Annotated in this window: 7 protein-coding genes; all 7 read right to left on the bottom strand. The window is 39.6% G+C overall.

Going from position 1 to position 16371, the window contains the following annotated elements:
• Positions 1–72: 72 nt before the first annotated feature.
• The 7 genes from ACZZZW_RS14215 to ACZZZW_RS14185 all read right to left on the bottom strand — a co-directional run bounded on the left by ACZZZW_RS14215 (position 73) and on the right by ACZZZW_RS14185 (position 16350).
• Positions 73–3675 carry a BamA/TamA family outer membrane protein gene (locus tag ACZZZW_RS14215; protein WP_463494289.1) on the bottom strand — a complete coding sequence of 1201 codons (3603 nt, stop codon included), beginning with the start codon at positions 3673–3675 and terminating at the stop codon, positions 73–75.
• 161 nt (positions 3676–3836) lie between these two features.
• A complete protein-coding gene (locus ACZZZW_RS14210) occupies positions 3837–4748 on the bottom strand; it encodes an SdiA-regulated domain-containing protein (RefSeq protein WP_463494287.1) in 912 nt (303 codons plus the stop codon).
• 63 nt (positions 4749–4811) lie between these two features.
• Entirely contained in the window at positions 4812–6851 is a 2040-nt protein-coding gene (ppk1, locus tag ACZZZW_RS14205; protein WP_463494285.1) for a polyphosphate kinase 1, read from the bottom strand.
• Positions 6851–8065, bottom strand: a complete 1215-nt coding sequence (locus tag ACZZZW_RS14200) for a Pycsar system effector family protein (protein WP_463494283.1) — start codon at positions 8063–8065, stop codon at positions 6851–6853. The genes ppk1 and ACZZZW_RS14200 overlap by 1 nt, the downstream gene beginning before the upstream one ends.
• A 376-nt stretch (positions 8066–8441) precedes the next feature.
• Positions 8442–9464 carry an IS110 family RNA-guided transposase gene (locus tag ACZZZW_RS14195; RefSeq protein WP_463494156.1) on the bottom strand — a complete coding sequence of 341 codons (1023 nt, stop codon included), beginning with the start codon at positions 9462–9464 and terminating at the stop codon, positions 8442–8444.
• Between the two features lie 1338 nt (positions 9465–10802).
• Positions 10803–11963 (bottom strand): efflux RND transporter periplasmic adaptor subunit, encoded by a 1161-nt coding sequence (locus tag ACZZZW_RS14190; protein ID WP_463494282.1) that lies wholly within the window; start codon positions 11961–11963, stop codon positions 10803–10805.
• Positions 11964–11973: 10 nt separating this feature from the next.
• Entirely contained in the window at positions 11974–16350 is a 4377-nt protein-coding gene (locus ACZZZW_RS14185; RefSeq protein WP_463494280.1) for a CusA/CzcA family heavy metal efflux RND transporter, read from the bottom strand.
• Between the last annotated feature and the right edge of the window lie 21 nt (positions 16351–16371).

Raw genomic sequence — 16371 nt, 5'->3', positions numbered from 1 at the left:
AACTCCTCAAAGCAATGTTAGTCTGCTGAACGTAATACTTGGATATTACATCTATTAATATGTTACACAAATTTAGTACCTAAAATTAAGTGATACGTATGGATACCAGCCATCAGTAGAGTGTCCCATCACAAATCGCACAACTGTGAGTGATGCCGGGGCAAAATAAACGCCCCCTCCTACGCCGTGGTGCCATAATGTTGATGCTTCGTCACGTTTCCATACCCTGCCAACATCATAAAAACCCAATAAGCCAATTTGGCCGGGTAAAACATAACTTACTAGATCGCCAAGTTTGGCCCTAAGCTCTAAGTTGTTATAAAAGGTATGCTCACCGGCAAATCTAAACTGGCGATAACCGAGTAAATTGCCTTGTCCGCCAAGATAAAGTGCCTGATAAAACGCTGGTTTGCCAATGGTTACTCCTCCGCCAAAACGATCTGCCAAAATGAAGTTTTTTCTGCCATCGAGGTTTTTATATAAAGCAATGCTTGCGGTAAACTGTCCATAAGAATTGGAATATTTGTTAACTCCTTTATATCCTAAAAGCTTAAAATCTACGTAACTCCCTAAGGTTGGCAATAAATCGTTATCGCGGGTATTGTTGGTAAAGTTTATAAAAGCACCTGCAAACATCTTTTCGTTACGTACTGTTAAAGAATCAGCGGAGTGCAAAAGCGAAGGATTTTCGATAAAGCGGCCATCGTTATCTTCTTTGTTATACTTATAATACTGCCAAGAGGGGCCAACACTAAAAGTAGATTTCGGACGGCGCCACCTGATTGCTGCATCTACCTGATAGAGGTTAAAGCGTGCGCGGTAATACCTGATGTTGTCTCCATCATTAAATGGTGTTTCATTGCCCAGACCAAAGAAATTTTGTGTATTGTTAGGAGCAAAAGCATCAGCTTTTAAAACAAAATCGGCTTTGCCTAATGCTTTTAACCATTCGCCTTTGTAGTTAAACCTAAAAGCTTTTGTAGAGAAAGAATGAAGAAAAGAGATGGTTTGTGAATTGCCATAAGGCTGTTTTCTGAAACCAGGATTGGTTTGTTTGTAAATTAATCCCAATAAAATACCATCATCCTGATTATAACCTGCATTTAACAACCAAGAACTGCGGCGATACATATCTTTTGGGATGTAGCTAAAATTAGAGGTATCGTTCGAAATTATTTTTCTGATTTTACTGGCATCTTCTCCATTATAAGTGGCTTTATCTTTTCTACCGTATAATTTTACCAGACCGTTACTGTTTGCAAAATCATAAACCTTGTTTCCTTTGCCGCCTATAATCCTCAATTTGATGTTCGAATTTTTATTGTTCAGGATTAAACTGTCGTTACCATTGTGCATGTAAACCCTAATTTCCTTTGTTACCTTGGGATCGAATTTACGGTCGAAAAGTTCATCTTTAATATTGCCTTCTTTCGAAATTTTGTTGATTTTAACACGCAAACCATTATCAGCAGCATCAGAAATCTGGATGAGTTCGTTTTTATTGGTTACTTCAATATCCACAATCCGGTTAAAGAAATGATAATACTGGTTCATTAACTTTGGCAAAGTGGCTATCCTGTTGCGCATTTGCGCCAAAAAGGCATCGTGGTGTAGCGAATAACTTGGCTGAGGAAGCTTTTTTAATGCTTTTTCAAAAACGGCATCGTTGTAGTTTGCACAAAAATCTTTTACAATTTTATCAAATTCTTCTTCATCAATGTTTGCCGTCCAGCGGCTGCTTATTTCTCTACCTTCCCATAAAAACCAATTGATATTTTTGATGCCACGTTCATAGCCTTGCATCATTGGCAAAAGTGAAGATGATTGGGTGTAACGCTGTAAAAAGCCGTCTGATCTGAAAAATACCTGGTCGCGATCTCTCGGAACCGGCGAATACAAGGATCCATCTTTGGTTTTGGTCTCTTTCCAACGCCACTGGTCTTCGTGCCTGTCCCAATCGCCCAGTAAAACATCAAATGCCCTGGCTTTAACCCAGGCTGGGCCATCTAGTTTATTGTCATTATCTTCCGTTAGTTTTTTGTCCATTTTTGGCGAACTGTCCGATTCTCCCGTAGGTTCTCTTTCCTCGAATAAACAAAGGGTATTGGCAAATGCGGATTCAAATTCTCCAAGATTATCATCGGGTGAAACCCATCCAATAATCGGGTTACTGTGCGCAATACCGCCAGCTTTGGCCAATTCGGGCACTACAAGGGCCGAAAACGGATGCTGGGCCGACATATTATCTTTAATTACATCTTTAGCAAAAGTTTCGCGCAGGGCTGCTGGCAAAAGCACTTCCGGATATTTTTCTACACTCCGCAGCACATATTCTTTGCCGTTTTTATCTTCCAATCGTAATGAGCGCGATTGATTTCCTCCGCCACGCTGTGTAGCCTTTAAGCCACCCATCATCTGCGAAACCCTTAAAACTGGCACTTTCGTTCGTGCAGCATATTCTTTACGGTAATTTTCACCAAAAACGTAGCGGTGAAAACGCCCAACACTATCGTATTCTGGTTTAACACGAACAAAAATACTATCGGCAGTGAGTGGTTTATCTCTGTTTCTTACCTTTTGAGGAATGGTTTCGAACTTTTTGATGTAACTGTATACTTTTTTAACGCTGGTATCGGAATATATATAATATTCGTAACGCATATCGTTGTTTTTTAGCTGATCGGCTACTACATAGCCTTGTTGCATTTCGTGAAAAAGCGAAGTTTTGCCTTCTTTGTTTGGCGATACTTTTGAACCTGAACCGCTAATAATCTGTAACTGTTTTCCTTTAATTAATTGTAAGCCATGCTCGTGCCCGGCAACGTAGGTAACATTTGGATAATCACCAAATACGCCTGTTATTGATTTGATCATATCCTTATAAGCAGGATGATTTAAATCTTCTGGACTCAGTAATGTTGAACGCAACATTGGGTAAACAGAGCCTAAAACAGGCATTGGGATGTATAGATTTTTATTAAGTGAAGTTAAGGGAAAGAGGTGATTGCGCAGGTTAAAATAACCTCCATGTGGCCCATAACTTTGAAATGGATGGTGAGAAGCCAACAGGATTACTTTATCTTTATTTTCTTCTAACAGCTGCTCCATTTTAACTAAAACCTCATCTTTGCTACGGCAATCGCACTCGCCATTTGGATTGGATTTATTATAAGGAAAAACCCACCATTCGCTATCATAGGCAATAATGGTTAATTTATCGGTAAGTTTAATGGCAACGGGATCAGGACATCCGTTTGCAGGAATTAACTTAAGTAAAGGATCGTTTTGTGCGCTAAGATAGTCACCCTGTGCTTTAATTTTTGCCAAACCTTTGGGGCCGGATTTATCCCAATCATGGTTACCGGGAACAAAATAAACTGCTGCCCCCATTTTACGCATGGGTTCGAATTGTGAACGGAGGATTTTTTTAGTTTCTTCTTCTTCCAAACTTCCCGGAAGCCCCATACCGGTTGGATAAATATTATCACCCAAGTAAACAACGGTGGTTTTTTTTGGAAGAATCTGCTTTGCAGCATTTTTGAGATCCTGCATTTGGGCAGGGTTCATTTCCCCTGCATCCCCAAAGAGAATGACCCGATATTTTACATCATCCTGAGCAATGGCAATGAAATTGATTAAAAATAAAATTGTAAAAAGAGTAAATCTTTTGATCATAGACTCAGCGTTTGTATAAATATAGTTATTTTAAAATTATTATGTTTTTGGATTTTATTCCATAATAACGTCACACTGAATTCAATTCAGGGTCTTTCCTGTGGAAAAGACGCTTACATAAATTCAGCATGACGCAAGATTTGAGGAAACAACACCAACCTTTATTTTTTCAATTTAAACATCAAAATGTTACCGGCCGCCAGGGTTCCGCCTTCATTAGAGATGTAGAGGTTATTATCGCGATCGAAAGCTATCCCTTCTGGCTGGTTAAAAAGGTTGCCATCCAATGGATATGTTGCCTTTACGTTAAAATCGGAATCGGTTACCACAATCATTTTATTTATTGAAGAAAGCACATACCACTCGTTCGTTTTTGGGTTTTTAGCCAGTGCAGATGGGCGGAACCTTGATTTCGAACTTCCTGATGCTTTTTCAATCGCTTTATGCGAAAGGCTAAATTCTCCGGCAGGGGTTAATGTGGCATCAGTTCCAACCTTAAAGCCATAAATACTTGATGCTTTTGCCTTTGAATCTGGCTTGCTATCTTTTGTTAGCACATAAACCATGTTGTTTTTTTCATCCGCAGCCAAACCTTCATATTCTGCCTTTGGAACAAGATCTTTGGTTTTAACAACATTGGCAACCTCGGGTTTGTTAATTTCAGAAATCGGAAATGTATGCAGCTCACCATTACTTTTTAAAACAATAATATAATTGTTAATGATGGTTAGATCTTCGTAATCGCCTTTACCTCCAAATTTGGTGTATTTAGAATCCTTATCGCTTAAACCCAGGTGAAAAAGATCTCCATCCTCATCCTGGATAGCAAAAACTTCTTTTGGGTCGCCGTTATGAAACACAATTCCAGAAATTTCAAAGAGGTTATGTGGCATGTTGTATTTAACGGGCGCAGATAAATCGTAAGGAAAATCTGATTTTGTAGCACTACTTGTTGATACTGTTTCAGTAGAATCACTTTTTTTATCATTGCGGTTACCATTAACGCAGGATAGGCCTAAAAAGGCGGCTGAAAGTAGTAAACTGGAAGCAAGGAAAGTTTTATTGTATTTCATAAGGGTACAAATTAATTTTAATGGTCTGTGTTATCACAGCTCATCAATAAGTAAAATCATGCGTTATTTATTTTTCAATAATGCATAAATATCATGTTGAGACTGGACAAGAATCCCGCCACTTTTTACGGGAATGTTATTCATGTTATCATCTATACAAACTGCCTGCACATTATCTTGTTTTTGTATTTCGATAATGGCTAAAATTTCTTCTTTAATCTGTTCATTGTAAATCGGGAAACAAACCTCTATTCTTCGATAAATGTTCCGGTTCATCCAATCTGCCGAGCCGAGGTAAACATCATTTTTCCCTAAATTATGGAAGATAAAAACCCGTCCGTGTTCTAAATAACGGTCAACAATGCGCGTTACCTTAATGTTTTCGCTCATTCCTTTTACACCTGGAATTAAGCGGCAAATGCTCCGCACAATCATTTCTACCTTTACACCTGCCTCGGATGCTTCGTAAAGTTTGTTAATCAATACTTTTTCTTCGAGGTTGTTCATTTTAATGGTAATGCCCGATGCTTTACCTTGTTTGGCATGTTCTATCTCTTTATCAATCAATTGAAGAAAAACCTGCTGCAGATTAAACTGCGCCACCAATAAATGCTTAAAATTAATGAGATCTGCACTACTTGGTTTAACTCTTTTGGCCAAAAAGATAAAAAGCAACTCCACTTCTCGGAGCATTTCCTTATTGGCTGTCATTAAAATATGGTCGGTGTAAAATGCAGCGGTGCTTTCGTTAAAGTTACCGGTGGCAAACAAACCCGAATAGCGCATTCTATCGCCTATCTGCCTTTTTACCAGTGCTACTTTGGCGTGTACTTTTAAAGCTGTTACACTATAAATAATGTTTACACCAACTTCTTTCATTTTTTTAGCCCATTTGATGTTGTTGGCTTCATCAAAACGGGCTTTAAGCTCTACCAAAACCGTAACTTTTTTACCATTTTTGGCTGCACTGATTAAGGCATTTACAATTTTAGAATCGCTGGCCACGCGGTATAGCGTCACATAAATTTCCTTAACATCAGCATCAATGGCGGCTTCGTTAAAAAAGCGCAATACGCTATCGTAACTTTGATAAGGTGTATGTACAATTATGTCGTTTTTATAAATTGCCTCTGTCAGCGATCCTTCAATTACATCGGTATTGCAAAGTTTTGGCCAATTTTGGTTGGAAAGCTGGGGCACATTTACCGGGAAACCCATAAAATCTTTCAGGTTGTGGTATTGCCCGCCTTCTATCCTGTTGGCTTTCTTTAAATTGAAAAGTTTTTTTAGCAGCTCGAAAACATTTGCTGGTATGCCTGGCTGATGCAGAAAGCGTGTAGCTAAACCTGCATCGCGTTTAAGCAATTGTTTTTCCAATTGTTCTGACAAACTGCCTGAATATTCATCTTTAAGATCAATTTCGGCGTCCCTTGTAATTTTGAAACTGTAGCAACCTGTAACTTCTCCTTCAGGAAAAATACGGTCTAAATGAAAGCGGACAATATCATCCAAAAAAACGATAAAGGTTTCGCCTTCGGCTTCTACCTTATAAAAACGGGGCAGCTGATTGGAAGGGATGTTTAAAATGATAACTTCGGCATCAAGCTCTTTTTTTAGCGTAACCAGGAAGTACAGCTCATTGTTTGAAGGAAAAAAATCGGTGTTTTGATCAACGTAAACAGATTGCAGAAAAGCCATTACCTGACTTAAAAAATACCGTGTGATGCTTTTCTGAATTTCTGCTGGAAAGGGCTGACCATAAATTAAATTTATTTTATTTTCTTTCAGCTGAGGAATGATATCAGACTTTAGAACAACGCCATATCGTTGTTGTTGATCGGAAATTAGCTGATTGGCGGTATTTAGTAAATTATCGTCAATTCTGATGTCATTATTTTCCTTATTGCTCAACTTTTCGAGGGCCAGTAATACAGGCATCCGAACACGATAAAACTCATCTAGATTGGAAGAAAATATAGACAAAAATTTAATTCGTTCGAGTAACGGAACGTTATTCCGCTCGGCTTCCATCAAAATACGCTCGTTAAATTTTAACCAGCTTAAATCTCTGTTAAAAAAAGAGGTTTCTGTAATTTGTTCCATTAAAGTTTACCGTAAGCTGCGTAAGCGATTACAAAAGCCAATACTGCTGCAATTAAGCCAAACATAAAAATGTTATATGCCAGGCGGATTAATTTGTATTTACGGCCTAAAACCACACCCTGCGAGTAAACATCGGTAATTAATGTTCCGTATAGAAAATCTTTATCGTTCATTACCTTAATCATTCCATCGGTATAGCTCGGCAAACTCATTTTATAGAAATTACCGAAAAACAGGAGATTAACTTTTTTATTGTCCATATCTTCTTGAGTAAATTCTCCTTTAGGAATGGATGGACGGGTGGACAGGATGGACACCACTACACAGGTTAAACTCACCATTAATAATATAAAGGTTGGTATAATCAGGTTGCCGTGATCTTCTAACCGCCTTAGCAACAAACTCACAATCAACGATAGCATGATTGAATTTACAGTAATGAGGATATGTGCTTTATTATCGGCCATATCGCTCAAACGCTGGTTATTTGCCGAAGTAATCCTGAACATGGTTTCAATTCCTTTGTCTGGACGGTCGTCTTTATCCTTTTTCTTTTTCTCTTTTACAATTTCAGGTGCAAAGTTTTTAGGTTCTTCGAGTTCTGTGCTGATTTCTTCCTGTGCGGTTAATTTACTTTTCAGCTTATCGATATTTTTCTGTTTCTGATCACTTAGCAACAAATTGGCATAATCGGTATGGTAATGGTGAGATTCCATAAACTGGATATCTTTTTTACGCCAATCGAGTTTGCTGATGTCTTTTTTATAGATCAACTCGTTTTCTTTGTGCATCAGTTTTCCTTTCGCTCGGAAATCAGATAACCCTATATGGAAAAGATCTGCATCGCAAATAATCTTATCGATTTCATTTTTAGGATGCTGAGGAATTTTGGTCGCCAATATGGCGCTTTTAACACTATCACGAACTTCCTGATTTACTTTGTGTTTGGCCAAAAACTGGTCGGCAAGTTCGGCACCTTTAGCCTCATGGTTTAAGGCATCTTCAAAATAACCTGTATCGTGGAAGTAGGCGGCTACAGTTATGGTGAAAAAATCTTGCTCATTTAGCTGGTAGTGGTTGGCAATCTGTTGTGCCGCATGTACAACTTCCTGAGTATGTTCCAGATTATGATAAACCAATCGCGGATCGCTGTGGGTATGGAAGTAATCGCTAACATGCTTTTGTACATCTTCCTGCAATTGTTTATAGTTCATGTGTGGAGCGGGATTGTGGTAATTTGTGGTTATGAGGGAAATGCATTTGTTTAAAATGTTTAAAACTGAAAATTGTTTGGTTTTATGGTTATAAAATTACGCTAATTTTTTAAAAACAACGCTGCTCTGCCTTGAACAATAATAATGCCTTATTTATTTTACAATGAGCTTTAATGGATAAGTAGAAATTAGGGGTTGTGTATTCGAAGTGATAGAACTAAAAAACTGCATTAAAATTGGTATTGAAGTTTGGTATGACGATTTAATGATGGCCTGTTTCGAGCGCAGCGCAGGCGAGAAATCTTTTAAAGTTGCACAAACATGTTCAAGGATTTCTCCACTACGGTCGAAATGATTGTTATGACAATTACAAATTTTATGCGGCTAAATTATAGTTGTTTTTGAACGGTGTTTGTTTTTTTATTACCGAGGCTACCCTAAGCACTATTTTGTTTCTAACGGCGTTTAGAATACTCATGCTATGTTTTCCCTCATCCTTTTTTCTGTTATAATAGTTCCTGATTTCTGGATTATTTTGGATAGCGGACAAGGCGCACAGGTGCAATAGTCTTTTTAGTTCCTTGTTTGCCATCCTATGAACTCTTGGTTTGCCCTTTATGCTAATGCCGCTGCTGTGCTCAAATGGGGCTACCCCTGCATAACAGGCCAGTTGTTTTCCGCTTGGGCTACCTGCAAAATTAGCTGTGCATCCAATAAGGTATATGGCAGTCACGTGTCCTATTCCCGGTATGCTGACCAGAAGTTCGTAATTGCTTTTGAAAGCCCTGTTTTCTCCTATTATTTTTCTGATCTCCATTTCAATATTCTTGATGGACCGGGCTATTCCATCGATGGCTGATTTCAGCGATCTCTCAATGAGCTTCTGATGTGGCTTCTCATTTACATTTCCCAGCTCTTTAATGGAAACTTTTAGACTGGTTATCTGCTTCAACAGCTTTGTCCTGGCAGATATAAAGTCCTTCAGGTGTATCAGAACAGGGTCTAACGGAGGTGTGGCAGTCAAAGAGTCTGATTCCCGATAGGCATAGTTGCATAAGCGAAGGCTGTCTATCCTGTCATTCTTTCCCCTGGCTATCCCAAAGCTCCACTTGATGTGTGCCGCATTGCCAATGTGGATGGGAAGATTTTTCTTGCTGCAGAAAGACCAGATCAGGCGGTGATAGATACCGGTGTTTTCGATCACAACAAGTGAATGTTCATCCATAGTAACCCTATGGCTCTTGAGCCACCTGTCAAAAGCTTTGATCCCTGTGATACTGTTATCAAATCGGGCAGTATCGACAGCCTGTTTTACATGGCTGACAACCGCCATAAGGGAAGCATCGAAATAAGGTTTTGAAACATCGATACCGATGAAGAATTTTGTAGTGACAATCATCTTATTATTTTTATGTTTGCAACAGTTACCTAATTCCAGCCCATCGATCCAAGTCCTTAATAATGGGTAATTCCCTAATTGTTATCTGGTCACTAAGGGAGAAAAACCGGTAGCGGATTGCATCATTCCATAGGCATAAAAACCTTGACGAATCATTAATGTGCCGCTACCGGTTAGGTAACATTTTAAATATTTTAGTCATAGCTAAACTAATCGTAATTTCAATTAATCCCTAAATAAAATACTTAGACAAATCTAAAGGACGGTAACGCGAGGATTTATCGCTCTTTCCGTCATTCGAGCGCAGCGCAGCCGGAAAATCGTTTAAAGATGCACAGAAACACGTTCAAAGATTTCTCCACTACGGTCGAAATGACGATTAGACTAGGATTTATCGCTCTTTCCGTCATTTCGAGCGAAGCGCAGCGCAGCCGAGAAATCTTTTAAGCTGCACAGAAACATGTTCAAAGATTTCTCCACTACGGTCGAAATGACGATTACACTAGGATTTATCGCTTTTTCCGTCATTTCGAGCGAAGCGCAGCGCAGCCGAGAAATCTTTTAAAGCTGCACAGAAACACGTTCAAAGATTTCTCCACTTCGGTCGAAATGACGGTTCGAGGAGGATTTATCGCTATTTCCGTCATTTCGAGCGAAGCGCAGCGCAGCCGGAAAATCGTTTAAAGATGCACACAAACATGTTCATAGATATCTCCGCTACGGTCGAAATGACGGTTCGACTAGTATTTAATTCACCGGTCGTCATCCTCGCGCAGGCGGGGATCTTACAACTCAGGCAATATTTGAGCATTAAGATCGCCAACCGACCCGATAGCTATCGGGTTGGGAATGACGATATATCGCTATTTCCGTCATTTCGAGCGAAGCGCAGCCGAGAAATCTTTTAAAGCTGCACAAATATGTTCAAAAATTTCTTCACTACGGTCGAAATGACGATTAGACTAGTATTTAATCACCGGTCGTCATCCTCGCGCAGGCGGGGATCTTACAACTCAGGCAATATTTAAGCATTAAGATTCCCAATCAACCCAATAGCTATCGGGTTGGGAAGGACGATTACGCGAGGATTTATCGCTCTTTCCGTCATTTCGAGCGAAGCGCAGCACAGCCGAGAAATCTTTTAAAGCTGCACAAATATGTTCAAGGATTTCTCCACTACGGTCGAAATGACGATTACACGAGGATTTATCGCTATTTCCGTCATTTCGAGCGAAGCGCAGCGCAGCCGAGAAATCTTTTAAAGCTGCACAGAAACATGTTCAAAGATTTCTCCACTACGGTCGAAATGACGGTTACGCGAAATGAAGAGTTGTTCAATTAGTGTCCTTCCTCTTCTTCGTTTTTAACTTTGCTCAATAAATCATAAGCTCCTTTTACCACTATTTTCGGTTTGGTAAGTGCTTCTGCAAATGATACCTGAGTAAAGCCATTTTCTGATACATCTGTTTTCACCTCTATCAATTGGTAATGAAAGGCTGATTTTGAAGCAGATTTTTCTATAAATACATATTTTTTACCTTCAAATTCAACAATGGCGGCATCGGGCAAAGCTTCTACCTTATTGGTACCACTTTCTACATAAGCTTTGAGGTACATGCCAGGCAGCAGTTGCGTATCTTCTTTGTCAAGGTGGCAATGCACCTGTACAGTACGCTCTTTACTAATTTCCCTGCCGATCAGGTGCACGGTAGCCATGCGCTCTTTATCTTCGTTCGCTAAAGTAAACCGCACTTTTTGGCCAATTTTTAGTTTGGGTACATCTTTTTCGAACACGGTAAGTTCTGCATGTAAATGTTCGGTATCGGCAATTTTAAAAAGTTCATCCGTAGTACTCGCGAAAGCACCGATATTGGTGTTTACTTGTGTTACGTAACCTGCCATAGGCGCATAAAGGTTAAAAGTTTTTAGAATCTCACCTTTCTCAAGCGCAGCAAAACTGATGTTTATAAGCGAAAGTTTAGACCGCTGACCAAGCAATCGGGCACTTACACTTTGGTATTCGCTCCGGGCTTTTTGCAATGCTTTTTTTGAATTTACGTTTTCTTTGGCCAGTTCTTCCTGCCGATCTAACTCTTGTTTTAAAAATTGCAGCTGACTTTTATAATCCAAATAATCCTGCTGCATCTGAATAAATTCGGGATTTTGCATTACTGCAACCAAAGCACCTTTTTTTACCTTCATGCCCTGAAGCATATCCGTGCTTTTTACAATGCCCTCTAGCGGTGTAGAGATTGAAACCAAACTTTGGGGAGGCAAATCGAGCATTCCGTTTACTTTCGTTGTTCCGCTTAATGCTTTAAGTTCAATCTCACCAAGGGTAATTCCGGCAAGTTTGTGCTGCTCTGGCGTTAAAGTAACCATATCGCTCTCTTGGTGAACAGGCTCTTTTTCTACTGCATTTTCCTCTTTGGGGCTTCCGCATGCTGCAAGGTAAAGCGTTACCACGATTAGAACTATATATTTATATATGGATTTCATGTTTATAATTTTATAGTGATTTAAGGTTACCAGTCAAAAATTCGATGTGGTTAATGCTTTGATTAACCTGTAACAGAGCCATCAGGTTGCTTTCATAAATAGAATTTACCTGTTTAAGGTTGAGGAGATATTCGGAGTATCCAATTTCACCATTTTGGTAGGCAATTCTGCTGTTTTTTAAGATTAATGCCGCATTGGCAAGTGCCGAAGTTTGGTAATAACCGTAACGCTGTTGGTTTTTAAGGTATTCTTGAAGCACTTGTTGAAACTGCCCTGTTAGTTTACGTTCTTGCAATTCAAGGTCGGTGGTGGCGATATCTTTACTTATAGCCGCTGCTTTTGCCTTTGCCGAATACGATTTGTAAAACAAGGGAACAGCTAGTCCAAGCTGGAAACCCTGGAAACGTTTATTTTGATTAAAATACACTTCTGAGCCATTCACATTTTGGAAACCGGTAAGCGATTGGTTAAAGTAGCCCACTGTAATATCTGGCAATGCTTTTGCCAATTCTATCTTTCGCTGTTTATCGGCAATAACGATTTGTTGTTTAAAATAAGCCAATAAAGGATTTTCCTGAACGGATAAACTATCAGTTAAAATGATCATTTTTTGCTCATTCAGATACCTTTCTGCAATTTCTTTAATTGGCCCTCCAATAAGTATACTTAACTGATTTTTGTAAATTTCGATGTCGGCATTATTTTGTTCCAATTGGTTTTGAACATCTTTCAATTGTGTTTCAGCAGCTACTTTTTCTAAGAGATTGCCTTCTCCAGTTTTATATTTTAACGAGGCTGATTTAACAAAGCCCTTGTAAATACTATCCTGTTGCTGTAGCAGTTTTTCTTTAGTGTAGAGGTATTGAAGGTTGGTGTAAACGGTTTTTACCTGGTAAATTAACTCATTTTTAGTAGCAGCAACCTGAAACTGACCTGCTTTAATGCGTTCATCACCTAAAGCTGCATTGGCTGTAAAAAGTGTTGGAAATGGTACCGTTTGAGAAATGGTAAAGTTTTTATCGTTTTTAACCAAACTGTTGTATTGTCCGTAAAGCATCGAAATATCCGTTTTGGGCATTTCGAAAGCTGTTTTTTTTAATTGCTCCTGTAAACCGACGTTGAGGTTTGCACTGTTTATGGTTTTGTTTCGCTCGAGCGCAGATGAAATGGCCTGGTTTAATGTAATATCAGTACTTTGTGCCTTAACGGATGGTAATCCAAAAAGAAACATCATCAAAACAAGCGCCCCTGCAAGAGAAGATGTACCGCGTTTTCTTGTTCCTATTTTATCTACCCAAATGTAGAGAATCGGCAATACCAATAAGGTAAGTAATGTGGCTGAAAGCAGGCCGCCTATTACTACCGTTGCCAACGGACGTTGTACTTCTGCCCCACTACCGCCAGAAATTGCCATTGGCAAAAAGCCAAGTGAGGCTACCAAAGCGGTCATAATTACAGGGCGCAGCCTTATAGTGGTTCCTTTTTTTATAATTTCGATGATATTTGTCATTCCTTCTTTTTTTAAGCGGTTAAACTCGCTGATCAATACAATTCCATTGAGCACTGCTACACCAAAAAGTGCGATGAAACCGATACCTGCAGAGATACTGAAAGGCATCCCCCTGGCCCATAGAGCCAGTATGCCACCTATTGCAGATAATGGGATAGCTGTAAAAATTAACAGCGCATGTTTAATTGATGAAAATGTTAAGTAGAGTAAGAGCAGGATGAGTAACAATGCCAATGGAACAGCAATACTCAGCCTTTTATTGGCCGCCTGAAGGTTTTCGAACGTTCCGCCGAAGGTTGGATAGTAACCTGGCTCAAATTTAATTTTGTGATCTATTTTTTGCTGAATTTCTTTAACAATGCTTTCTACATCCCTGCCACGAACATTAAAACCGACAGTAATACGTCGTTTTGCATCATCGCGCTGAATTTGGTTTGGTCCTTCCTTATATTGGATATCAGCCAGCTGTTCTAAAGTGATTTGATTGCCATTGGGTGCAGTTACGAAAAGGTTTTTTACATCTTCCAAAGATTGCCTGTTCTCCTTTTCAAGGCGCACCACCATGTCGAAACGTTTCTCACCTTCAAATACAAGGCCTGCTACCTCACCGGCAAAACCCGAGCGGATGGCGGTATTTACATCTTCAATATTTAGCCCGAATTGTGCAATTTTATCCCTGTGGAATTTAATAATCACTTGCGGTAAGCCTGAGGCCTGTTCTACATAAATATCCTGAGCACCCTCTATTTTACCTGCAATGGCACCGATCTTTGATGCATAACTGCCCAACTTGGCAAAATCTTCACCATAAACTTTAATTACAACATCCTGTCGCGCACCCGTCATCAACTCGTTAAAACGCATTTGAATAGGTTGCTGAAAGCCAAAAGTTACCCCCGGAATATACTGTTCTAACTTCTGCTGCATTTTTTCGGCAAGTCCATCTCTTGATGAAGCACTCGTCCAATCACTTTTATCTTTCAGGATAATGATTAAATCGCATGCTTCAACAGGCATTGGATCGGTTGGAATTTCACTTGAACCAATCTTCCCGATTACTTCTTTTACCTCCGGAAAGTTGGCTTTCAATACCTTTGCTGCCCGTGTTGAGGCCTCGATGGTTTGCGACAAACTGCTGCCAGTTAATACCCGTGTTTCTACAGCAAAATCGCCTTCTTCCAAAGTGGGGATAAATTCTGCCCCAAAGTTGCTGAAGATAACCAATGAGATTGCAAATAGCGTTAAAGCAATACCTAAAACTACAAGTTTTGCCCTTATCGCAAAATTAAGCATGGGTGTATATACCCGTTGAAGATATGACATGATCCTATCTGAAATATTTCTTTTGGTGCTGATGGTTTTATTCAGGCATAGGGCACTCATCATTGGCACATAAGTTAATGATAGTATAAATGCACCAAGAATGGCAAAAGCCACGGTTTGCGCCATTGGTCTGAACATTTTACCTTCGATGCCTACAAGTGCAAGAATGGGCAGATATACAATGAGGATGATGATTTCGCCAAAAGCGGCACTGTTGCGGATTTTAGAAGCAGATTCAAAAATCTCCGCATCCATTTCGTGTTGGTTTAAGCGGTTCTTATTTTTTCGAATACCCAAATGATGAAGCGATGCTTCTACAATAATTACGGCTCCATCTACAATCAGTCCGAAATCTATTGCACCAAGGCTCATCAGGTTGCCGCTTACGCCAAAAAGATTCATTAAACACACCGCAAAGAGCATGGCTAATGGAATTACAGAAGCGACTATGAGTCCGGCGCGAAAGTTGCCCAATAGCAAAACCAATACAAAAATAACAATCAGCGCACCTTCAGCCAGGTTTTTGGCCACAGTTCCTATTGCATTGTTTGCCAGTTTTGTACGGTCAAGAAAAGGTTCAATTACCACACCTTCCGGCAGGTTTTTAGCAATTTGCGCCATCCTGGTTTTAACATTGGCAATTACCTTTGATGAGTTGGCTCCTTTAAGCATCATTACCACAGCACCTACAACCTCTCCTTGGTCGTTCCTCGTCATTGCACCATATCGGGTTGCGGCACCAATTCTTACTTCTGCTACATTGCGGATCAGTACGGGAATGCTATTGTTGTTGGTTTTTACAACAATGTTTTCAATATCTTCAATGCTTTTAATCAAACCTTCACTTCTGATGAAATAGGCATTGGGTTTCTTATCAATATAAGCACCTCCGGTATTCTGGTTGTTTTTTTCGAGTGCCGAAAATATATTACTGATGGAAATGTCCATACTCCTGAGTTTATCAGGATTAAGTGCAATCTCATATTGTTTAAGGTACCCGCCGAAACTGCTTACATCGGCAATGCCTTCTACACCTAAAAGCTGACGGCGTACTATCCAATCCTGAATGGTACGGAGTTCGGTTGCATCGTATTTTTTTTCATATCCTTTTTTAGGGTGGATAACATATTGATAAATTTCGCCCAAACCAGTAGTTAAAGGTGCCACTTCTGGTGTTCCTATCCCCTTTGGAATGGCCCGTTCCACTTCGGCAAGCCTTTCGCTTACCTGTTGGCGTGCCCAATAAATTTCTACATTTTCTTTAAATACCACCGTTACTACGGAGAGGCCAAACCTGCTAAATGAACGAATTTCTTCAATTCCGGGGATGGTTGCCATGGTTTGTTCTACCGGATAGGTTACAAACCTTTCGATATCTTCGGCACCGTTGCTTGGCGAATTGGTAATAATTTGAACCTGGTTATTGGTAATATCGGGAAGTGCATCAATAGGCAATTGCTTTAGGGAGTATATACCCCAGGCAATTAACGCCATCATCATAATCGCCACCAGTAATTTCTGCCTGATGGAGAACAGTATTATTTTGTTCAGCATTGTTGTAATTAATCAAAAATT

This window comes from Pedobacter sp. AC379 (assembly GCF_979258145.1).
The sequence above is the reverse complement of the archived record's forward strand: the minus strand, read 5'-3'. Positions and strand labels throughout refer to the sequence as shown.